Origin of the sequence: Kitasatospora sp. NPDC059599 (assembly GCF_042735125.1) — a bacterium.
In the GTDB taxonomy this organism is placed as follows: Bacteria; Actinomycetota; Actinomycetes; order Streptomycetales; family Streptomycetaceae; genus Kitasatospora.
The window spans coordinates 1-19,658 of sequence record NZ_JBHWCL010000173.1; the positions used below are offsets into that span (position 1 = coordinate 1).

Below are 19,658 nucleotides of genomic sequence, written 5' to 3' on the forward strand. Positions count from 1 at the left end.
GGGTTTTTTTTTTTTTATCACCCCCCCGGGCGGGGGGGGGGGGGGGGGGGCCCGGGCCCCCCGCGCCCCCCGGCCCCCCCCGCCGCACACTGGAGGGCGATGGACCGTACGGCGGTGGACTCCTCGGTGCTGCGCTCGGTCGGCTACGACCGGGCGGCGCGGCTCCTGGAGCTGGAGTTCGCCGGTGGACGGCTGTACGTGTACGCGGACGTACCGGCCCGGGTGCACCGCGAGCTGTTGGCCGCGGAGAGCCACGGGCGGTACTTCGTCCGGCGGATCCGCGGGCGGTACGCGTACCGGCGCTCGGGGACCGGCCGGTAGCCGCCGCCGTCCCGGGGACGGGCGAGGTGGCCGGCCTCGGCCTGGGGGCGGTGCAGGGCGGGGCGTCGTCGTGCCCGGCGTGCAGCACGGCGGTGACCTCGGCCTCGGTGGAGCCGCGGCCGGGTTCGACGAGGGTGTCGGCGAGGTGGGCCAGGAGCTCTCCCGGCGGGCTGCCGTGCGGGGCACGGTGATCAGGCGCCCGTCGGGGGCGAACCGGGCGGACACGCTCGGCGGGGCCGGGGCGGTTGCGGTCGTGCCGGGGGGCGCCGCCTCGCGAGGTGGGACGACCGGTTCTCAGCGGGCGCCGGTCGGGGTCGGCGCGACCGTCGTCCGAGTGGTGGTGCGGGGCTTGGCGGCGGCCTTGGCCTCCTTCGCGGCGCGCTTCACCTCCTGCTTGAACTCCCTCACCAGGGTCAGGGATTCGGGGCCCGTGATGTCGGCGACCGAGCGGTGCGCACCCTCCTCGCCGTACGCGCCGGCGGCCTCGCGCCAGCCCTCGGGGCGGACGCCGTACTGCTTCCCGAGCAGGGCGAGGAAGATCTGCGACTTCTGCTTGCCGAAGCCGGGCAGGGCGTTGAGGCGGCTGAGCAGTTCCTTGCCGGTGCGGACGTTCTTCCACAGTGCGGCGGCGTCGCCGTCGTACTGCGCGACGAGGAACTGGCAGAGCTGCTGGACCCGTTTGGCCATCGCCGCGGGGTAGCGGTGCACGGCGGGCTTGGCCGAGAGGAGCGCGACGAACTCCTCCGGGTTGTAGGTGGCGATCTCGTGGGCGTCCAGGTCGTCCCGGTCGAGGCGCTGGGCGATGGTCAGCGGGCCGGTGAACGCCCACTCCATCGGCACCTGTTGGTCCAGCAACATGCCGACGAGCGCGGCGAGCGCACTCCGTCCGAGCAGTTCGTCGGCCTCGGGCTGCTGTGCGAGCCGCACGGTGACGTTCATGGGCTTGCCCTCCTCGGAGTTGACGTCGGGTCGGCGCCCAGTCTGGTGGACGCGACCTGGGGGGAGGCGGTCAACACGCCCGTAGCGGTGGAAGTCTTGGTGTGCCAGGCCTTGCCGCACCTGCTTTGTTCGTTGGCGGAGCGGTTGTTGGGCGCTCCCGGGCGTGGCGCGGGATATTTTTTGCCCGCGCCTGTCACATCCGTCGCGGGTGCCGGGTCGGAGGGGTGTCGAACCGAACAGCCTGCGAATGGGGAGCACTTCAATGTCCGTCACCCACACCGTCGTCACCGTCCTCGCCGCCCTCATGGTCGGCTTCTCGGCCTACTCGGTCTTCGCCGGTGCCGAGTACGTGGTCAAGCCCCTCGCCGACTACGGCGTCCCGCGCGCCTGGTGGACCTGGCTCGGCGTCGCCAAGGCGGCCGGCGCCCTCGGCCTCCTGGCCGGCCTCGCCGTCCCCGCCGTCGGCTACGCGGCCGCCGTCGGCGTGATCCTCTACTTCCTCGGCGCCGTCGTCACCGTCGTCCGTGCGCGGGCGTACGCCCACATCCCCTTCCCCCTGGTCTACCTGGCCCCGGCGGCGGCGTCGCTGGCCCTGGGACTGGCCGCCTGAGGTCGCGGAGGGTCGCGGGGCGTCCCGGCGGGCCGGGCCGATCGCGGTCCGCCCCGGCGGAGTTGGGGCCCGGGGTGGTGAAGGGTGGTGCGCGGCGGGGCGGGGTGCGCGCGGAGGTGTGGGCGCGCTCGGCCGGGCGGGTGGTTCCGGTGGGGTGGGTGGGGCGGTGGGGGTCGGGCCGTACGTACGATCCAGGGCTGGCCGGTCGCTCGGGCGGCGGTTCGAGCTGGGGTTCGAGCTGGGGTTCGAGCAATTTGGTCATCTCATATGACTGTTCCTGTTGTGCCGGTGTGGCGTCCGGGTCGCGGGTCATTCTTGGTCCAATCGACGCGTCCAGAAAGGCTCGCCCGCCGTGACCCAGCCGTTCGAACTGCCGTCCTTCTACGTGCCGCACCCGGCACGCCTCAACCCCCACCTGGACGAGGCGCGGACCCATTCCACCGGCTGGGCCCGGGAGATGGGCATGTTGGAGGGTTCCGGCATCTGGGATCAGGCCGACCTGGAGGCCCACGACTACGGGCTGCTCTGCGCCTACACCCACCCGGACGCCTCCGCCGAGGTGCTGTCGCTGGTCACCGACTGGTACGTCTGGGTCTTCTTCTTCGACGACCACTTCCTGGACATGTACAAGCGCACCAACGACCGGGAGGCGGGCAAGGCGCACCTGGACCGGCTGCCGTTGTTCATGCCGGCCGACCCGGCCGCCGCGGTGCCCGAGCCGGAGAACCCGGTCGAGGCGGGCCTGGCCGACCTGTGGCGGCGCACCGTGCCGGCGATGGGCGAGGACTGGCGGGCCCGGTTCGCCGAGAGCACCCGCAACCTGCTCGACGAGTCGCTCTGGGAGCTCTCCAACATCGACGCGGGCCGGGTGGCCAACCCGGTCGAGTACATCGAGATGCGCCGCAAGGTCGGCGGGGCGCCCTGGTCCGCGCAACTGGTCGAGTACGCCGCCGACGCCGAGGTGCCGAAGGAGGTCTCCGGCTCGCGCGCGCTGCGGGTGCTGATGGACGCTTTCTCCGACGGCGTGCACCTGCGCAACGACATCTTCTCGTACCAGCGCGAGGTGGAGGACGAGGGCGAGCTGAGCAACGGCATCCTGGTGCTGGAACGCTTCCTGGAGTGCACCACGCAGGAAGCCGCCGAGGCCGTCAACGACCTGCTCACCTCGCGGCTCCAGCAGTTCGAGAACACCGTGTTCACCGAACTGCCGGTGCTGTTCGCGGAGACCGGGCTGGACCCGGCGGGTGAAGCGAAGGTCCTGGCGTACGTCAAGGGCCTGCAGGACTGGCAGTCCGGCGGGCACGAGTGGCACATGCGTTCCAGTCGCTACATGAACGGCGGTGGGGCGTCGGCCGGTTCGGCCGGCGAGGTGGCGCCGGGGTCGGGCGGTGCGTTGCCTGGCCTGCCCGGGCTGCCGGGCTCCGGCAACTGGTGGGACCAGTACGCGATCGGCGGGATCGGCACGTCGGCGCTGGACGTCCTGCGCAGCGGGGCCGTGACGGCCGTGGAGGCCGGGGGCGGTGCGGGCGGCGACACGGCGGCGCGCGCGGCGAAGGACGCGGCCGGCCCGGCCGGACGGCGGGCGCGCTCGCACGGGCACGTGCCGTTCCGGGCCGTCGGCCCGTCCCGACTGCCCGAGTTCAAGCTGCCGTTCACCCTGTCGCTGAGCCCGCACCTGGACGGCGCCCGGGAACGCGTGGTCGAGTGGGCCGAGCGGATGGGCCTGTTGGCGGCGGACCCGGGGGTGCCCGGATCGGGCATCTGGGACGTCGAGTCGATGCGCGACTACGACCTCGCGCTCTGCGCGGCCGGCCTCCACCCGGACGCCACCGCCGAACAACTCGACATCGGCTCGGCCTGGTTGGCGTGGGGCACCTGGGCCGACGACTACTACCCGACGGTCTTCGGCCGCACCCGCGACCTGGCCGGCGCCAAGCGCGCCACCGAGCGGCTGGGGCTGTTCATGCCGGTGGACGGCAGCCCGGCGCCGGAGCCGGCCAACGCGCTGGAGCGCGGCCTCGCCGACATCTGGGAGCGCACCGCCGCACCGATGAGCGTCGAGGCCAGGAGCCGGTTCCGCTCGTCCGTCGAGGCCATGACGGCGAGTTGGGTCTGGGAGATCGCCAACCTGATCCAGAACCGCGTCCCGGACCCGGTGGACTACCTGGAGATGCGCCGCGCGACCTTCGGCTCCGACCTCACCGCGAGCCTGTGCCGGCTCGGCCACGGCCGGGAGGTGCCGCCGGAGGTGTACCGGCACGGCTCGATGCGCGCGCTGGAGAACTCCGCCATGGACTACGGGGCCATGGTGAACGACGTGTTCTCGTACCAGAAGGAGATCGAGTACGAGGGCGAGCTGCACAACGTCGTCCTGGTGGTGCAGAACTTCTTCGCCTGCGACTACGCGGCGGCGGTCCGGATCGTCGACGACCTCATGCACTCGCGGCTGAGCCAGTTCCAGCACGTCGCGCAGAAGGAACTCCCGGTCATGTACGAGGACTTCGGGCTGGACGGAGAGGTGCGCAAGGTCCTCGACGGATACGTGAAGGAGCTGGAGAACTGGCTCGCCGGCGTCCTGAACTGGCACGAGGGCTGCCGCCGGTACGGCGAGGACGACCTGCGCCGGCACTACGGCGCGGAGCGGGACCTAGCCGCTGCGACGCGGGCGCGGCGGGCGGCCGCAGTGCCGTCCGTACCGGTGCCGCTCGGGCCGACCGGCCTGGGCACGGCCTCGCTGCGGCCGCCGCTGAGCGGGGCGGTGACGGAACACTGAGCGGTCAGGGCGGTCAGGGCGGTCAGGGCGGTCAGGGCGGTCGCGGCGGTCGGCGTCGTCGGGGTCGTCGCGGCTGACGGTGGGCGTCCGGCGCACCCGTGCGGGCCATCCCGCGCGGGTGCGCCGCGTCGTGGCTAGGCTGGCGAGTCGGGGGCCGGCGTGCGCCTTCCGGTGCGCGCATTCGCCGCACACGAGGGCAGAGACATGGCTGCGCTACCTGAGGGCACACCCTGTTGGGCCGACGCGATGTTCACCGACCTGGAGGGCGCGAAGGCCTTCTACGGCGACGTGCTGGGCTGGACCTTCGGCGAGAGTTCGTCGGAGTTCGGGAACTACACACAGGCGTACTCGGACGGCAAGGCGGTCGCCGCGGTCGTTCCGCCGATGCCCGGCCAGCAGGCGCAGTCCGCCTGGTGCCTGTACCTCGCCTCGCCGGACGCCGGCGCGACCGCCGCGCGGATCCGCGCCAACGGCGGCGAGGTGGTCATGGGGCCGATGCAGGTCGGCGACTTCGGCACGATGGTGATCGCCAAGGACCCGGGCGGCGTCGTGTTCGGCGTCTGGCAGGCCGGGCGGCACGAGGGCTTCGAGAAGCAGGGCGAGCCCGGCGCGTACAGCTGGGCCGAAGTGGTGACCCGCGAGCCCGCGAAGGCGGACGCCTTCTTCCCGGCGGTCTTCCCGTACGGCGTGCGGAAGATGGACTCCGAGGAGTTCGACTACCGGATGTTCCAGGTCGGCGACCGGCCGGTACTGGGCCGGATGGGAGCGGAAGGCGACTTCCTGCCGCCCGAGGCCCCCTCGTACGTCAGCGTCTACTTCGCCGTGGACGACGTCGACGCCGCGATCGAGCGGCTGACGGCGCGCGGCGGCAAGGTGTACTTCGGGCCGATGGACAGCCCGTTCGGCCGGTTCTCGGCGGTCGGTGACCCGCAGGGCGCGGCCTTCGGGCTGATCGACCTCGGACGGACCGTCGGCGAGACGCCCGGCACGGTGGAGGTCTGATGGGGACGCGCCGGTCCGGGCAGCGCCCGTGGGGCGCGCGGCCGTCGGGGTGCGTCCGATGAGCGAGCGCGAGGAACTCGTCGAGACGCTCGACAAGCACCGTGGTCTGCTGCGGCGCACCGTCCGCGACCTCACCGACGCGCAGGCGGCCGAGCGGACCACGGTCAGCGCACTGTGCCTCGGCGGCCTGATCAAGCACGTGGCGGCGGTCGAGGCGCGCTGGGTGCGGTTCATGACCGGAGGCGCGGAGGCGATGCGGGCCGGGGACGGGGACCCGGGCGGGTCCGGCGCCGCCGAGTCGTGGGCAGCCCAGTTCCGGATGGTGGAGGGCGAGACGCTGGCCGGGCTGCTCGCCGAGTACGAGCGGGTGGCGCGCGGGACGGACGAACTGGTCCGGACCCTGCCCGACCTCGACCTGGCCCACCCGCTGCCGCCGGCGCCGTGGTTCGAGCCGGGCGCGACCTGGTCGGTCCGGCGGGTGCTGCTGCACCTGATCGCCGAGACCTCCCAGCACGCCGGGCACGCGGACATCATCCGGGAGTCGTTGGACGGGGCGAAGTCGATGGGGTGAGGGCGGGCCGGGCGAGGCCGCCGGAGACGGCCCGGGCCGCTCGCGGGGCCGCTGCTCGGAAGGCCGTCAGGGGATCTCCACGCCGAGCAGGTCGCGCAGTGCCAGGCTGCCGTCCGGGGTGACCCGCAGGGCCCGGCCGGAGCCGATCCGCTCCACCCAGGCCCGGTCCAGGGCGGTCCGGCAGAGCGCCGCGCCCAGAGCCCCGCCGAGGTGGCTGCGGCGCTCCGTCCAGTCCAGGCAGCCACGCACCACCGGGCGCCCGCCGCGCCGGCCCGCGCGCGGCGGCAGCTCGATCGCCTGCGCGGCCAGCCAGTCCCGGCCGCGCTCGGTGACGGCGAGGCCGGACTCGTCGGCGACCAGGCCGCGGGCGAGCAGAGCGTCGGCGACGGCCACGCCGAGGCGGCCGGCCAGGTGGTCGTAGCAGGTCCGGGCGCGGGCCTCGGCGCTGAGCCGGGTCGCCTCGCCCAGGGTGCGGGGCGCGGACGAGCCGTTGCCGCCGACCCCCTCGGCGAAGGAGGTCAGGTCCTCGATCAGGGTGGCCACGGCGGGCGTGGCCAGCCGGACGTAGCGGTGCCGGCCCTGCCGCTCCTCGGCCAGCAGGCCGCCCGCGATCAGCCGGGACAGGTGCTCGCTGGCCGTGGACGGCGCGACGCGCGCGTGCCGGGCCAGTTCGCCGGACGTCCAGGCGCGCCCGTCGAGGAGTGCGGAGCAGAAGGCGGCGCGGGTGGGGTCGGCGAGCAGGGCCGCGAGGGCGGAGATCGCCGCGCCGCCGTGGTCGGCGCGCCGGGCCGGGCGGGGAGCCGGGGAACGGGCGGGGCGCGGTTCTGGCTGTGCCTGCGGGTGTGGCTGAGGCTGCGGGTGTGGCTGAGGGTGCGGTCGTGCTTGCGGTTGCGGGGGCATGGCTCCATGGTCGCTCCGGCACGTTTCGGCCGGGGCCGAAACGACCTGGGGCCACGATGACGGCATGAGCGAACCGACAGCCGTCTCCGACCGCGCGATCACGACCTTCTCCCGCTACGACGACGTCACGGCGGCCCTGGCCGACCCGGCGCTGGTCCCGCTGCCGGCCGCGCCCGTCGCCCCCGGCGGGCCGGCCGGGGTGGCCCGGCTGCGGGCCGCCGTCGCCCGGTTCAGCTCGGGCGGGACGCACGCCCGGCGCCGGGCGCTGGTGCTGGCCGACCTGGAGCGGCTGGACCCCGCCGCGCTGCGGGTGGCCGCAGCGGCCGGCTTCGAGCCCGACGTGCGGCTGCGGGTGGTCCGGGTGCTGGCGGCGGCGCTCGGCCTGGCGGACCCGGAGGCCGTGGCGCGGGACGTCGCGACGGTCGCCCGGTCGTACTTCGCGGACGTGCCGGACGACCCGGCGGCGGACGCGGCGGTGGCCCGGCTGCTGCCCGCGATGGGCGACCCGGACGAAGAGACGGCCGCCAACCGGATCGGCCTGCTCGTCCAGGCCTGCGACGCCACCGCCGCGCTGGTCGAGCACGCCCGCCGGAACGGGCTCGGACCGGCCGGCGCGCTGCGCGAGGACCCGCCGGTGCGGGTGATGCGCCGCCTCGCCGCCCGGGCGACCGAGGTCGGCGGGGCCGCCGTACCGGCGGGGACGCACGTCGTGCTGGACATCGCGGCCGCACAGGCGCAGGCGCCGGAGGGCGTCGCGCTCGGGTTCGGCGCGCCGCCCCGCCTCTGCCCGGGGCGTTCGCACGCGCTGGTCATCGCCGAGGGCATCCTGTTCGGGGCCTCCGATCCCGCGGACCCGGCCCTGAAGTCGGAGCCGGTGGACCGCGATGCGGTGGACGTGGAGCCGGCGGACGTGGAGCCGGCGGACCGCGGCGCGGAGGTCGGGAGGGGCGCCGGGAAGGCCGAACTCGCCGTACTGGTACCGGAGATGGTCGACCACGTACTCGCCCTGGCAGCCACCTGGACCGCCTGGGACGGCCGTCCGGTCGTCAACGCCGACGGACGCACCTACACGCCGCACAAGGCGGTTCGGCGGGTCACCGACCACCTCCTCGACCACCTCGCGGAGTGGGACGCCAGGCTGTCCGGCGAGCCGACCGACCCCGACCACTGGCACGCCTCCAACGTCACCACCCCGGCCGACCTCGCCCCGTTCACCGCCGCCGACCTGGACGAGGCCCGCAGCCGGCTGACCCGGCTGGCCGGGATCTGGTCCCGTCGGGTGGCCGCACTGCCGGAGGCGTACTTGGACGACTCGCCGGGTACGGGCTGGAGCTTCCGGCGGATCGTCCGCCACGTCGCGGAGTCCGGGTACTACGCGGACTCGGTGGGGGACCTGCAGAAGAGCAGGTGAGTGCCTGCGCTCGTGAGCGCATCAGCACGTGAGCGCATCAGCACGTGGGCGCGGGACCGCGCAGGAGCCCGTGCTGCCCGTACGAGCAGACGAACCCCGGAGGACACATGAAGCACGGAGGCCCCACCATGACCCCCTTCGCCGCCCTGCACCACCGCCCCGGACGGCCGCTGCTGCTCCCCAACGCCTGGGACCACGCCTCGGCCGCCGCCCTCGCCGAGGCCGGCCACGCCGCGATCGGCACCACCAGCCTGGGCGTGGCCGCCGCGGCGGGGCTGCCCGACGGCGCGGCAGCCACCCGGGCGGAGACCGTACGGCTGGCGCGGCGGCTCGGCCGCGGCGGCTTCCTGCTCAGCGTCGACGCGGAGTCCGGCTTCAGTGACGACCCGGACGAAGTCGCCGCACTGGCAGTGGAGTTGGCCCAGGCCGGGGCGGTCGGGATCAACCTGGAGGACGGCCGGGCGGACGGCACCCTGGCGCCGGCCGCCGTCCACGCGGCGAAGGTCGCGGCGGTGAAGGCGGCCGTGCCGGAGCTGTTCGTGAACGCCCGTACGGACACCTACTGGTGTGCGCAGGACGACCCCGAGCCGGAGACCCTCCGGCGTCTGGAGGCGTACCGGCGAGCGGGCGCGGACGGCGTGTTCGTCCCCGGGCTGGCCGATCCGGCGGTGATCGGCCGCGTGGTCGGCGCCCTCGCCGTCCCGCTGAACATCCTCTGGACGCCGGCCGGTCCGGGCCTCGCCGAGCTGGCCTCGCTCGGGGTGGCCCGGGTCAGCCTCGGGTCGCTGCTGTACCGCGCCGCGCTGGCGGCGGCGGTGGCGACGGCCGACGCGGTCGCCTCGGGCGGACCGGTCGGGGCGGTGCCGGGGTACGCGGAGGTGCAGGCTCTCAACGAGCGGTGATCCGGAGGGGGTTGGGCTCGCCCCCGGTGGCCGGGTCTTGTTTCCAGGCCCCTTTCCCGGGTCCTTCTCCTCGGGCTCCGGCCTCCGGCTCCGGCTGTCAGGCCCGGCCCTCACGGTCGGTGGACCGGGCCGCCCACGCGGCCTCGATCCCGTCCAGGATCAGCCGGACGCCGCTGAGGAAGGAGGAGTCCCGGCCCGCCAGGATCTCCTGGTCGACCTGCGTGGTGTACAGCCGGTGCAGTCGCGGGTGGTCCTTGGTGGCCTCGATGACGGCGGGCAGGAGCTGGTCCATCCACTCCTGCTCCTCCCGACCCCGCTTGGCCAGCGTGCTCAGCCAGGCGGCCTCGACGGTGGCCGCGCCGATGGTGTAGCCCATGACGACGCCCATCGCCTCGTTGGCGTCGACGAGGTCGACTCCCGAGTCCTCCAGCAGTGCCAGGAGCGCCTCGGACAGCCGCATCCAGCTGGGGCCGAAGTAGACCATCCCGACGTCGCCGATCACCGACACCATCCAGGGGTGGCGCAGGACGGCCGCGCGCACTTCCTCGGCGACCTCCTCGATGGCCGCGCGCCAGACCTTGGGGTCTCCGCCGGTGTTGCTGCCGTCGGCTCCGGTCGGCTCCGGTAGGGGGAGTTCGGCGAAGACCTGGTCGACGGCGAGCGCGAGCAGCTCGTCCTTGTTGGCGACGTAGGTGTACAGCGAGGTGGCGCCGGCGTTGAGGCGGGCGCCGAGCTTGCGCATGCTCAGCGCTTCGATGCCGTCGTTGTCCAGGAGGGCGAGGGCCGCGGTCACGATCTGCTCGCGGCTGAGGGCCGGCTGGTCCCGGCGGGGTCGCTGCGGTCGGGTCCACAGCGTCGGGATTCCCGACGTACCGTCCTCCGGCTTGGCCGCCATCCGGCCCTCCTCGTCACTGGTGCTCACCTGCGGCCGCCCGTCCGGGCTCCGTCGGGTTCAGCATAAGTGGCTCCGCACGGTGTACGGCGTTGCGAACACTGTGCGGTCTCCGTACAGTGTTCGGAGCGGCGCACACCGCACCCGTGGGGACGGCGGACGGTGTGCCCGCACCGACCTCCGCAGGGCTCCGGCCGCGGCGGACGACCACCCGCGCGGCCACGGCCTGCGCGCCGATGCCGATCCCGGGATTCGCGGACCGCGAACCCCGAGGAGTTCGTGACGTACGTGGCGAACGCGCCGTACGTGAAGTTCGAAGGGGGAAACGCGGTGGAACGGAATCCGCGGCGCTGGCTCATCCTGGTCGTGCTCTGTCTCAGCAGCCTGGTGCTGGTGATCGACAACATGGTCCTGACGGTCTCCATCCCGCCGATCGCGGAGGACCTCAAGGCCGGGGCGCAGGACATCCAGTGGATCATCGACTCGTACATCCTGGTCTTCGCCGGCCTGCTGCTCACCTCGGGCAGCCTCTCCGACCGCTACGGGCGGCGGAAGGTGATGATCGTCGGACTGGCACTGTTCGGCGCGGCCTCGCTGGTCGCGGCCGTCGCCGACAGCCCCGGCCAGCTGATCGCCGGGCGCGTCCTGATGGGCGTCGGCGGCGCACTGGTCATGCCGAGCACGCTGTCCATCCTGATCACCGTGTTCGACGCCGACGAACGGCCGAAGGCCATCGCCGCATGGAGCGCGGTGGCCATGGTCGGCCTGGTCGGCGGGCCGGTGCTCGGCGGCGCGCTGATCGCGCACTTCTGGTGGGGCGCGGTCTTCCTGCTCAACGTGCCCGTCGCGGCGGTCGCGATCCTCGCGGCGGTACTGCTGATGCCCGAGTCCAAGGGGCCGTGGCGTCGGCCCGACCTGCCGGGCATGCTGCTGTCGATGGTCGGCATGGCGGCGCTGGTCTGGTCGATCGTCGTGCTGCCCCGCGACGGCCTCACCAGCGCGAGCACGCTCGGCGCGCTCGTCGTCGCCGTGGCAGCGCTGGCCGGGTTCGCCGTCCGGCAGGTCCGCACCGACTCGCCGATGGTCCCGCTCAAGCTGTTCCGCAACCGGGTGTTCACCGGCGCCAGCTTCTCGCTCGTCCTGCTGACCTTCGCCACCGGCGGACTGATGCTGGTGCTCACCCAGTACCTGCAGTTCGTGCTGGAGTTCTCGCCCACCGACACCGGACTGGCCTTCATCCCGCTGGCCGTCGCCTCGCTGGTGTTCAACGGGGTGGGCGCCGCAGTCGGGAAGAAGGTCCCGGCACGGGTGCTGACCGCGGTGGGCATGCTGGTCATCGCCGGCGGGTTCGGGCTGCTGGCCACCCTCTCGGTCGGCGACGGCTTCCCCAAGGTCGCCCTGGCCATGCTGGTGCTGGGCGTCGGCTCCGGCCTCGGCATGCCCGCTGCCGCCAACGCGCTGATGAGCGCCATCCCCGGCGAGCACGCGGGCGTCGGCTCCGCGCTCAACGACACCGTCCAGCAGTCCGGTGCCGCGCTCGGCGTGGCCGTCCTCGGCACCGTGCTCTCCGGCACCTACACCGGCGCGATGCCCGCCGGCGCCCCCGAGGCCGCGCGCCACGACATCACCGGGGCACTCGCCGTCGCCGGCTCCACGGGGGACGGCGCACTGGTCGCGGCCGCCCGCGAGGCGTTCAACACCGCCACCTCCACCACGTTCACGGTGGGCGGCGTCGCGGTCGTGGCGGCCGCGGCGCTCACCCTGGTGCTGATGCGCGGCGGGGGTGCGGAGAGTGCGGGGAACGGGGCCGCCGGGAACGGGGCCGCGGGGTCGGGGGCCGCGGAGTCGGCGGTCGAGGCGGTCGGCTGAGCCGACGTCGCCCCGGCCGGGGTCCTGGCCTCGGGCCGGGGCCTTGGCCCGGGGCCGGCGGTGTTCAGCCGACCCCGGCCGGGGCCCCGACCAGGCGCTTCAGGGCGCTCCCCGGCGCGGGCGCGTAGCCTTCGCCCCATGTCCTCGGAGTACGTCGAGCGTGCGTCCCGGGTTCCCGGCGCGGTCGTCTGGACGAAGCGGGCTGTCGGACCCACGGGCGCCGACGCCGCCGGGCCCGTGCTGCCCGACGGCTGCATGGACCTGCTGTGGACGCCGGGTCGGCTGCTCGTCGCGGGCCCGGACACCCGGGCCTTCCGCCCGGGACCGGGCCTGACGGGCCCGTGGGCCGGTGTGCGCTTGCGCCCCGGTGCCGCGCCCGCACTGCTCGGCGTCCCCGCGCACGAGCTGCGGGACCGCCGGGTCGACCTGTCCGACCTGCGGCCCGGGGCCGAGGTGCGGCGCCTCACCGAACGGATCGACGCGGCGTCCGACCCGGCCGTCGCGCTGGAGGACCTGGCGCTGCGCCTGGCGGCCGCGGCGCAGCCCGAGGACCCGCAGATCCGGGCCGTGGTCGCCGCGCTCGCCGCCGGCCGGTCGGTCGCGGCCACGGCCGCGGCGGTCGGCCTCGGCGCGCGCCGACTGCACCGCCGCTCGCTGGCCGCCTTCGGCTACGGTCCCAAGACGCTTGCCCGCATCCTGCGGATGCAGCGCGCCCTCGCACTGGCCCGCTCCGGCGTCCCGCTCGCCGAGACGGCGGCCCGGAGCGGCTACGCCGACCAGGCCCATCTGGCGCGCGACGTCAGGGAGTTGGCGGGCATGACGGTGACCGCCCTGCTGGCTCCCTGACGGCTCAGGACAGCGGGGCGAGCAGGTCGACGCCGTTGCCGTCCGGGTCGTGCACCGTGGCGTAGCGCTGTCCCCAGAAGGCGTCCCACGGCTTCAGCTCCCCGTGGTACCCGGCGCCGGTCAGCTCCTCGTACAGTGCGTCCACGTGCGCGGGACTCCCGCAGCGGAAGGCCAGCGCGGTCCGCCCGCCACCGGTCGGCGGCTGCCAGGCCGGGTGGAACGAACGGATGGTGGACTCGGCGTCGAGCACCAGGAGCAGCCCGCCGGGCAACTGCGCCTCGACGTGCGGTTCCTGCTCGGCGCCCTCGGGGAACGCGATGCCGAGCCGCCGGTAGAAGGCGACCGAGGCGGCCACGTCGGAGACGGCGAGGCCGATGAAGGCGAGCTGCGGTGCGGGTGTGCTGTTCATGCCCCCACGCTAGGCAGGGCGCCCCCACCGGTCTTGAACGAATCGGACGTTGCCGCCCGGCGTTTCCCGGCGTCCCCCGGCGTTTCCGGCGTCCCCCGGCGTTTCCGGCGTCCCCCGGCGTTTCCGTCCGTGGTGACGTGACGGCTCCGGTGTCCTACCCGGCGGCCGGCCCGGCGCCCGAGCGCAGCGTGAGCAGGGTGATCTCGCTCGGGGCGAAGACCCGGAAGGGCGGGCCCCAGAACCCGGTGCCCCGGCTGGTGTAGAGCTGGGTCCGCTCCCCGTGCCGGCTCAGGCCCCGTACGACCGGCTGGTCGATCCGGACGAGGAAGTTGAACGGCCAGATCTGGCCGCCGTGGGTGTGCCCCGAGACCTGCAGGTCGATGCCGGCGGCGGCGGCCTGCGGGACGTACTTCGGCTGGTGGGCGACGAGCAGCACCGGATCCGCCGGGTCCGCCCCGGCGAGCGCGCCGGCCAGGTTCGCGCGGTGCCCGGCCAGGCCGGAGTGCTCTGCGGTCACGTCGTCCACGCCGGCGAGCACGAGGGCGTCCCCGCCGCGCTCCACCACGACGTGGCGGTTGTGCAGCGGTTCCCAGCCCAGTTCCGCCATGCGGTCCAGCCAGCCCTGGGCCTCCCCGCCGTACTCGTGGTTCCCCGTGACGTAGACCTTGGCCAGCCGCGAGCGGATCGTCCCGAGCGGCGCGGACTGCTCCCGGCGCTGGGCGGGGGTGCCGTCGGCGATGTCCCCGGCGTGGACCACGACGTCCGCGTCGAGCGCGTTGACCGCCTCCGCGACCCGCGCCGACCAGTGCGCCCGGTCGATCGGCCCGTAGTGGGTGTCGGCCAGCACCACGACCCGGGTTCCGTCCAGCCCGCCGCCCAGCCGCGGCACGTGGACGTCCAGCCGCCTCACCCGGGGCACGCGCATCGCCTCGTGGTGCCCCCAGCCCAGCAGCCCGGCCGAGACCGCGGCCACGACCACCGCCACGGTCCTGGCCCGGCCGGTGCCGCCGACGTCGAACCCGGCCAGCGCCAGGTCCGCCACGCCGCCCAGCACCGACCAGGTGAACAGCACCCAGATCACGCCGAGGCTGGTGTCCGCGATCCGGGCGGCCCGGTCGGAGCGCCGCGGCCCGTGGCCCGCGATCATCAGGAAGGGGAAGGAGACCATCCAGCCCGCGAGGACGACCGTGCCGGCCAGGAAGACCGGGAACGGCCAGCCTGCGCCACCGGCGAAGAGCGTCCACCACGGCGGGAAGCACAGGAGCAGGAGGACGAGGACGAGCACGGCCAGCCGCCGGAGCCCGGACCGCCGACGCCGCGCGCCCCCGCCCGCGGCCTCCGTACCCGGTGCGGCTGCCGCCGCCTCCCCGGGCGCGGTGCCGTCCACGACGCTCCCCGGTACCCCGCCGGCCGGCCGGAGGTCCGACCCCGACCCGATGGATCCGCTGTCAGTCACTGCGCCGCCCCTCACGTCGTCCGCTGTCCCCCCATCATCCGACGAAGGCCCCGACCGATCCTCGGTCGGGGCCTTCGCGATCACACCGGGAGGTGTCCGCCACCCCCGCCGGCTACGGGAGTGACGCGAGGAAGTCCGACAGCAGGGCGTGCAGGACGTCGGGCCGGTCGAGGTGGACGTCGTGGCCGGTGCCCGGGACGGAAACCGCCGTCGTCCGCGCCGACGGACCGGCCGAGTCGAGCATCCGCACGGACTCCGCGGGCGGAATGATGCCCTTCTCCCCGAAGACGAGCAGGACCGGGCACCGGACCTCGCGCCACTGCGGCCACCAGTCGCGGACGGACACCCCGGCGACGGCCCGGGTCATCACCGACCGCTCGAAGCGCGGGTACCAGCCGTCCCCGCGCCGCTCCAGCCCGGCCGCCCAGGCCTCACCGTTCAGGCCCTGCTCGGTGAGGAACGCCCGGGCCGCCGCCCGCGAGGGGAACGGGACCGGCCAGGAATCCAGCCACTCGCCGATCCCGTCCGCGGTCCCCGGGTCCCCCGCGGCCGCGCCGGACTCGACCAGCACGAGGCCTCGCACCAGCTCCGGGTGGGCGGCCGCGGTCAGCATCGCGGTGTGGCCGCCCAGCGACTGGCCCACCAGCACCGGGCGGTGCACACCGAGCTGCTCGCAGACCGCCCGCACGTCCGCGACGTACGCGGAGCGGGAGACGTCCGCCGGACGGCGCTCGCTCGCGCCGTGGCCGCGCTGGTCCACCGCGACCACGCGGTGCCGGGGGAGGAGGTGCGCCGCGGCCGCGTCCCACTCGCCGACGTGCCCGGCGAGGCCGTGCAGGAGGACGACCGGGACACCCGGGGGCGAACCGCCGTCGCCACCCCGGTCGCGGCAGCTCAGCCGCACGCCGTCCCGGACCACGATCCGCTCGGTCCACTCCGTCAGTCCGGCCCGCCCGGCCGGGCCGGTCCGTTCGGCGGGGCCGGTCTGCGGTTCCTGTGGCGTCTGCTGAGGCATCCGCCGATCATCCGCCACCCCTCCCGCCCCGAGCGACGGAATTTCCGCCCGCCCGGGCCGGCCCCCGCGACGGCGCCGCTCGGCGCCGCTCGGCGCCTTCCCATTCTCACGAGCCCTGTCCGTCGGGGTTCACACCCGTTCTGACCTGCGACGGAGTGAACGGCGGTGCCCTGGTCAGTCGATGCTGGGGCTGCGACGCTCAACGAGGGTGACGTCCCGCCAGTTGCCGTGGTGGCGGCCGATGCGTTCGCGGATACCGATGACGCGGAAGCCGACGCGGGCGTGGAGGGCCAGGCTGGCGGTGTTCTCGGGGAAGATGCCGGACTGGATGGTCCAGATCCCGGCGGCCTCGGTCGAGGCGATCAGGGCGTCGAGGAGCGCGGCTCCGACTCCTCGCCCGCGCGCGTCGGGGTGGACGTAGACGGAGTGCTCGACCACGCCCGCGTACGCGCACCGGTCGGAGACGGCGGTGACGGCAGCCCAGCCGAGGACCCGGTCGTCGGTGTCGAGGGCGACCAACCGGTGGTCAGGAAGCTTGGCGCGGTCGAAGGCGGCCCAGGTCGGGGCGGTGGTCTCGAAGGTGGCGTTGCCCTCGTCGATGCCGTGTCGGTAGATGGCCAGGATCTGGTCGGCGTGCTCGGGCGCCATGGCGGCGACGCGCAAAGCCCCGCTCATTCGGCAGTCTCGACGCCGAGGTCCGCGAGCAGGCCGCGGACGCGCCGCTCGATCTCGTCGCGGATCGGGCGGACGGCGTCGACGCCTTGGCCGGCCGGATCGTCGAGCTTCCAGTCCAGGTACTGCTTGCCCGGGAAGTACGGGCAGGCGTCGCCACAGCCCATGGTGATCACGACGTCGGACGCCTGGACGGCTTCGGTGGTGAGCACCTTCGGTGTCTCGGCGGAGATGTCGATCCCGACTTCGGCCAGGGCCTCGACCACGGCCGGGTTGACGGTGTCGGCCGGGGCGGAGCCGGCCGAGCGGACCTCGACCCGGTCGCCGCCGAGGCGGGTGAGGAAGGCGGCGGCCATCTGGGAACGGCCGGCGTTGTGCACACAGACGAACAGCACGGACGGGACGGCGGGGGTGCTCATGAAAAGGGGTCCTTCGGTCGTCGAAGCGGGAAGCGGCGGCGTCAGCGGGAGGCTTGGGCCGGGTGGTGGTCGCCGTGCGGGACGACGATGTCCTCGGCGGCGGGCGCCGGTCGGCCGAACAGCACGGCGACCAGCGTGATGCCCACGATCAAGCCGACGAGTTGGGCAGCGATGAACGGCAGGACGGAGGCTGGGGCGATGCCGGCGAAGGTGTCGGTGAATGCGCGGCCGATCGTCACGGCGGGGTTGGCGAAGCTGGTCGAGGACGTGAACCAGTAGGCGGCGCCGATGAAGGAGGCGACCGCAGCCGGAGCAAGGTGCGCGCGGCCGATGCGGGCCAGGCCGAAGATCAGCAGGATCAGGCCGGCGGTCGCGACGACCTCGCCCAGCCACAGATGAGGCGCCCAGCGATCATGCGTCGACCAGCGTACGAGCGGTTCGGCGAACATCGCGTCCGCGAGCACCGCGCCGCCGATCGCACCGGCGGCCTGGGCCGGAACGTAGGCCGCGACCTCCTTCAGCGCGGGCCCGTCCCCGTCGCGGCGGCCGGTCCACCAGGCGGCCAGGGTCACGGCCGGGTTGAAGTGGGCGCCGGAGACCGGGCCCAGCAGCAGGATCAGCACGCCGAGGCCGAACACGGTCGCGAGCGAGTTGGCCAGCAACTGGACGCCGACGTCCTGGGAGAGCTTGGTGGCCTGGATGCCGGAGCCGACCACGACGGCGACCAGCGCGCCGGTCCCGACGAACTCGACGGCTGCCCGGCGGCTCAGCGGAGCCATCTCGGTCATCTGGCCCCTCCGGCGGCGGTCGGGGCCTGGAGCAGGGAGGAAAGCCGGGCCAGAGCGGCGGGCAGCACCCAGTAGTAGACCCAGGTCCCGCGCCGCTCGGAGCCGACCAGACCGGCCTCGCGCAGCACCTTCAGGTGGTGGGAGATGGTCGGCTGGGAGACGTCGAACGGCCCGGTCAGGTCGCAGACGCACGCCTCCCCGCCCTCGTGCGAGGCGATCAGCGACAGCAGTCGAAGCCGCACCGGGTCCGACAGGGCCTTGAACATCTTCGCCAGGTCGACGGCGGCCTCTTCGCCCAGCGGCTCGCGGACCATCGGCGAGCAGCACACGACCGCCGCCTCGTCCTGGCCGAGCACCTTCAGTTCCAGATTCGACATGTGTCTATGTTGACGCCCATCTAATCCAGTGGCAAGCTCGCCTGTATCGACACCCGTCGAAACAAGACCCGGATCGGGGAGGACAGCCATGTCCCGCGTTCAGCTCGCCCTGCGCGTCGCCGACCTCGAAGGCTCCGTCGCCTTCTACTCCAAGCTCTTCGGCGCCGAGCCCGCCAAGCGTCGCCCCGGCTACGCGAACTTCGCCATCGCCGAGCCGCCGCTCAAGCTCGTCCTGATCGAGGGCGAGGCGGGCGAGGACACCCGCCTCGACCACCTCGGCGTCGAAGTCGAGAGCGCCGAGCAGGTCACCGCCGCCACCACCCGCCTCAAGGACGCCGGCCTGGCCACCTTCGAGGAGAACGACACCTCCTGCTGCTACGCGCTCCAGGACAAGGTCTGGGTCACCGGCCCCGGCAAGGAGCCCTGGGAGGTCTACGTGGTCAAGGGTGACGCCGACACCCTCGGCAAGCGTGCGGACAGCGCACCGGACGCCTGCTGTACTGCCGATGCGCGGCTTCTCGACCCCACTCGAAGCCCGGCCGAGGTCGGGGTTGCTGCGGATTGCGCCTGCGGGAGCTGATCCGCGCAGCGGCTCGGGCTCGGGGTCGGCCAGGCGGAGAACCCACGTCCGAGCGAGACCATCGAGGCTCGGGTGGCGGGCGAGCGCCCGTCGCCAGCGCCCGAAACCGCGACTGCGAACAAAACCGAGACCACGGAACGCAGAAGGCCCCGACCGGTGAACCGGTCGGGGCCGGATGAACGAGACCAGGATTGGGACCACCGGTTTCTCCTGGGCCGTGGCCTTGGCGGAGCCGGCGGGATGGTGCGATCATCCACCGATCGTTCCCGGTCCACGACGACGGCCGGCCCCGGGCCGGACAGGGGAGTTGGACGTGCCCAGCACCGAACTGAGCCACAGCTACGACATCGCGGCGACGCCCGCCGCTGTGCTCGCCCATCTGGCGAACCCCGAGAACTACGTCGGGCTCTCCCCGCTGCTCGTGGACGTGCGGGACGTGCGGTGCGAAGGCGGGGTCACGCACTACGTCGCCGTCGAGCGCTTCCGGTTCCTCGGACTGGTCCGGCACGACAACGTCATCCAGGTCAGCCTGCGCACCGAGGACGCCCGGCTGCCGGATGAGGCGACGGTCAGCGGCGAGGTGGTCAGTCCCGGCGGTGTGCGGATGGACTACCGCTTCGTCGTCACCGCTCTGGGCGACGGCGGCTCCCTGGTGGTCGATCGACTCCGGCTGCACGCGCCGTTCGGCCTGCTTCGCTATGCGGCGGGGAAGGCCGGAGCGGTGCAGGCCGAGCGCGGCCGAGTGTTGGCCCGACGGCTGGGCCGCGGCACCTGAGGCCGGTGGGCCCACGGGCGTCGCCGAGCGGGTGGGGGGTCTCATCCGGCGGGTGGCCGAGGGCGTCGAGGAAGACGCCCGACAGCGGACCGAAGGGCCCGTTGAGACTACGAGCAACGACGGCCCCGACC

Annotated in this window: 21 protein-coding genes; 11 read left to right on the forward strand and 10 right to left on the reverse strand. The window is 74.1% G+C overall.

Annotated elements, in window-relative coordinates; genetic code table 11:
• The first annotated feature begins 99 nt into the window (after positions 1–99).
• Entirely contained in the window at positions 100–321 is a 222-nt protein-coding gene (locus tag ACFV04_RS37980; protein WP_360253747.1) for a KTSC domain-containing protein, read from the forward strand.
• A 294-nt stretch (positions 322–615) separates the two neighbouring features.
• Here the strand turns inward: ACFV04_RS37980 and ACFV04_RS37985 are convergent, their stop codons facing one another.
• Positions 616–1,260, reverse strand: a complete 645-nt coding sequence (locus ACFV04_RS37985; RefSeq protein ID WP_380336817.1) for an HhH-GPD-type base excision DNA repair protein — start codon at positions 1,258–1,260, stop codon at positions 616–618.
• Between the two features lie 262 nt (positions 1,261–1,522).
• Between ACFV04_RS37985 and ACFV04_RS37990 the strand changes: the two genes are divergently transcribed.
• The 4 genes from ACFV04_RS37990 to ACFV04_RS38005 all read left to right on the forward strand — a co-directional run bounded on the left by ACFV04_RS37990 (position 1,523) and on the right by ACFV04_RS38005 (position 6,216).
• Positions 1,523–1,870, forward strand: coding sequence for a DoxX family protein (locus ACFV04_RS37990; protein ID WP_380336815.1), 348 nt, complete (start codon positions 1,523–1,525; stop codon positions 1,868–1,870).
• 352 nt (positions 1,871–2,222) lie between these two features.
• Positions 2,223–4,643 carry a germacradienol/geosmin synthase gene (locus ACFV04_RS37995; RefSeq protein ID WP_380535545.1) on the forward strand — a complete coding sequence of 807 codons (2,421 nt, stop codon included), beginning with the start codon at positions 2,223–2,225 and terminating at the stop codon, positions 4,641–4,643.
• A 204-nt stretch (positions 4,644–4,847) separates the two neighbouring features.
• Positions 4,848–5,645, forward strand: coding sequence for a VOC family protein (locus ACFV04_RS38000; protein ID WP_380336809.1), 798 nt, complete (start codon positions 4,848–4,850; stop codon positions 5,643–5,645).
• 58 nt (positions 5,646–5,703) lie between these two features.
• Entirely contained in the window at positions 5,704–6,216 is a 513-nt protein-coding gene (locus ACFV04_RS38005; RefSeq protein ID WP_380336806.1) for a DinB family protein, read from the forward strand.
• Between the two features lie 66 nt (positions 6,217–6,282).
• On the opposite strand, the gene ACFV04_RS38010 is transcribed toward ACFV04_RS38005, so the two are convergent.
• On the reverse strand, positions 6,283–7,116 hold the full coding sequence (locus ACFV04_RS38010; protein ID WP_380336803.1) for an ArsR/SmtB family transcription factor: 834 nt from the start codon (positions 7,114–7,116) through the stop codon (positions 6,283–6,285).
• A gap of 64 nt (positions 7,117–7,180) precedes the next feature.
• Here ACFV04_RS38010 and ACFV04_RS38015 point away from each other — a divergent pair, with 64 nt between their 5' ends.
• Together ACFV04_RS38015 and ACFV04_RS38020 are read left to right on the forward strand one after the other, a co-directional pair.
• Positions 7,181–8,527 carry a hypothetical protein gene (locus tag ACFV04_RS38015; RefSeq protein WP_380535548.1) on the forward strand — a complete coding sequence of 449 codons (1,347 nt, stop codon included), beginning with the start codon at positions 7,181–7,183 and terminating at the stop codon, positions 8,525–8,527.
• 128 nt (positions 8,528–8,655) lie between these two features.
• The gene (locus ACFV04_RS38020; protein ID WP_380535550.1) at positions 8,656–9,429 is read left to right on the forward strand and encodes an isocitrate lyase/phosphoenolpyruvate mutase family protein; all 774 of its coding nucleotides are present in this window, start codon (positions 8,656–8,658) and stop codon (positions 9,427–9,429) included.
• Between the two features lie 97 nt (positions 9,430–9,526).
• On the opposite strand, the gene ACFV04_RS38025 is transcribed toward ACFV04_RS38020, so the two are convergent.
• Entirely contained in the window at positions 9,527–10,351 is an 825-nt protein-coding gene (locus ACFV04_RS38025; RefSeq protein WP_380535552.1) for a TetR/AcrR family transcriptional regulator, read from the reverse strand.
• Between the two features lie 249 nt (positions 10,352–10,600).
• Here ACFV04_RS38025 and ACFV04_RS38030 point away from each other — a divergent pair, with 249 nt between their 5' ends.
• Both ACFV04_RS38030 and ACFV04_RS38035 read left to right on the forward strand, forming a co-directional pair.
• Positions 10,601–12,190, forward strand: a complete 1,590-nt coding sequence (locus ACFV04_RS38030; protein ID WP_380535554.1) for an MFS transporter — start codon at positions 10,601–10,603, stop codon at positions 12,188–12,190.
• A gap of 138 nt (positions 12,191–12,328) precedes the next feature.
• Entirely contained in the window at positions 12,329–13,036 is a 708-nt protein-coding gene (locus tag ACFV04_RS38035; RefSeq protein WP_380535556.1) for a helix-turn-helix domain-containing protein, read from the forward strand.
• A 4-nt stretch (positions 13,037–13,040) separates the two neighbouring features.
• Here the strand turns inward: ACFV04_RS38035 and ACFV04_RS38040 are convergent, their stop codons facing one another.
• From ACFV04_RS38040 to ACFV04_RS38070, 7 genes are all read right to left on the reverse strand, one after another.
• Positions 13,041–13,445, reverse strand: a complete 405-nt coding sequence (locus tag ACFV04_RS38040; protein ID WP_380535558.1) for a VOC family protein — start codon at positions 13,443–13,445, stop codon at positions 13,041–13,043.
• Between the two features lie 154 nt (positions 13,446–13,599).
• A complete protein-coding gene (locus ACFV04_RS38045) occupies positions 13,600–14,832 on the reverse strand; it encodes a metallophosphoesterase (RefSeq protein WP_380535560.1) in 1,233 nt (410 codons plus the stop codon).
• Between the two features lie 181 nt (positions 14,833–15,013).
• Positions 15,014–15,916 carry an alpha/beta fold hydrolase gene (locus tag ACFV04_RS38050; protein WP_380535562.1) on the reverse strand — a complete coding sequence of 301 codons (903 nt, stop codon included), beginning with the start codon at positions 15,914–15,916 and terminating at the stop codon, positions 15,014–15,016.
• Between the two features lie 174 nt (positions 15,917–16,090).
• On the reverse strand, positions 16,091–16,564 hold the full coding sequence (locus ACFV04_RS38055) for a GNAT family N-acetyltransferase (RefSeq protein ID WP_380337197.1): 474 nt from the start codon (positions 16,562–16,564) through the stop codon (positions 16,091–16,093).
• A 23-nt stretch (positions 16,565–16,587) separates the two neighbouring features.
• Entirely contained in the window at positions 16,588–17,007 is a 420-nt protein-coding gene (locus ACFV04_RS38060; RefSeq protein ID WP_380336776.1) for an arsenate reductase ArsC, read from the reverse strand.
• Between the two features lie 41 nt (positions 17,008–17,048).
• Positions 17,049–17,795 (reverse strand): aquaporin, encoded by a 747-nt coding sequence (locus tag ACFV04_RS38065; protein WP_380535564.1) that lies wholly within the window; start codon positions 17,793–17,795, stop codon positions 17,049–17,051.
• Complete coding sequence (locus tag ACFV04_RS38070) at positions 17,792–18,172, reverse strand: ArsR/SmtB family transcription factor (protein WP_380336770.1); 381 nt, start codon at positions 18,170–18,172, stop codon at positions 17,792–17,794. The genes ACFV04_RS38065 and ACFV04_RS38070 overlap by 4 nt, the downstream gene beginning before the upstream one ends.
• An 88-nt stretch (positions 18,173–18,260) precedes the next feature.
• Between ACFV04_RS38070 and ACFV04_RS38075 the strand changes: the two genes are divergently transcribed.
• Together ACFV04_RS38075 and ACFV04_RS38080 are read left to right on the forward strand one after the other, a co-directional pair.
• Complete coding sequence (locus ACFV04_RS38075) at positions 18,261–18,752, forward strand: ArsI/CadI family heavy metal resistance metalloenzyme (RefSeq protein WP_380336767.1); 492 nt, start codon at positions 18,261–18,263, stop codon at positions 18,750–18,752.
• A gap of 313 nt (positions 18,753–19,065) precedes the next feature.
• A complete protein-coding gene (locus ACFV04_RS38080; RefSeq protein WP_380535566.1) occupies positions 19,066–19,527 on the forward strand; it encodes an SRPBCC family protein in 462 nt (153 codons plus the stop codon).
• Positions 19,528–19,658 lie beyond the last annotated feature (131 nt).

Coding starts and splice junctions, on each gene's coding strand:
- ACFV04_RS37985 (WP_380336817.1), bottom strand. CDS start 1,260: ATGAACGTCACCGTGCGGCTCGCACAGCAGCCCGAGGCCGACGAACTG.
- ACFV04_RS38035 (WP_380535556.1), top strand. CDS start 12,329: ATGTCCTCGGAGTACGTCGAGCGTGCGTCCCGGGTTCCCGGCGCGGTC.
- ACFV04_RS38075 (WP_380336767.1), top strand. CDS start 18,261: ATGTCCCGCGTTCAGCTCGCCCTGCGCGTCGCCGACCTCGAAGGCTCC.
- ACFV04_RS38050 (WP_380535562.1), bottom strand. CDS start 15,916: ATGCCTCAGCAGACGCCACAGGAACCGCAGACCGGCCCCGCCGAACGG.
- ACFV04_RS38000 (WP_380336809.1), top strand. CDS start 4,848: ATGGCTGCGCTACCTGAGGGCACACCCTGTTGGGCCGACGCGATGTTC.
- ACFV04_RS37990 (WP_380336815.1), top strand. CDS start 1,523: ATGTCCGTCACCCACACCGTCGTCACCGTCCTCGCCGCCCTCATGGTC.
- ACFV04_RS38020 (WP_380535550.1), top strand. CDS start 8,656: ATGACCCCCTTCGCCGCCCTGCACCACCGCCCCGGACGGCCGCTGCTG.
- ACFV04_RS37980 (WP_360253747.1), top strand. CDS start 100: ATGGACCGTACGGCGGTGGACTCCTCGGTGCTGCGCTCGGTCGGCTAC.
- ACFV04_RS38005 (WP_380336806.1), top strand. CDS start 5,704: ATGAGCGAGCGCGAGGAACTCGTCGAGACGCTCGACAAGCACCGTGGT.
- ACFV04_RS38010 (WP_380336803.1), bottom strand. CDS start 7,116: ATGCCCCCGCAACCGCAAGCACGACCGCACCCTCAGCCACACCCGCAG.
- ACFV04_RS38070 (WP_380336770.1), bottom strand. CDS start 18,172: ATGTCGAATCTGGAACTGAAGGTGCTCGGCCAGGACGAGGCGGCGGTC.
- ACFV04_RS38060 (WP_380336776.1), bottom strand. CDS start 17,007: ATGAGCACCCCCGCCGTCCCGTCCGTGCTGTTCGTCTGTGTGCACAAC.
- ACFV04_RS38015 (WP_380535548.1), top strand. CDS start 7,181: ATGAGCGAACCGACAGCCGTCTCCGACCGCGCGATCACGACCTTCTCC.
- ACFV04_RS38040 (WP_380535558.1), bottom strand. CDS start 13,445: ATGAACAGCACACCCGCACCGCAGCTCGCCTTCATCGGCCTCGCCGTC.
- ACFV04_RS38065 (WP_380535564.1), bottom strand. CDS start 17,795: ATGACCGAGATGGCTCCGCTGAGCCGCCGGGCAGCCGTCGAGTTCGTC.
- ACFV04_RS38055 (WP_380337197.1), bottom strand. CDS start 16,564: ATGGCGCCCGAGCACGCCGACCAGATCCTGGCCATCTACCGACACGGC.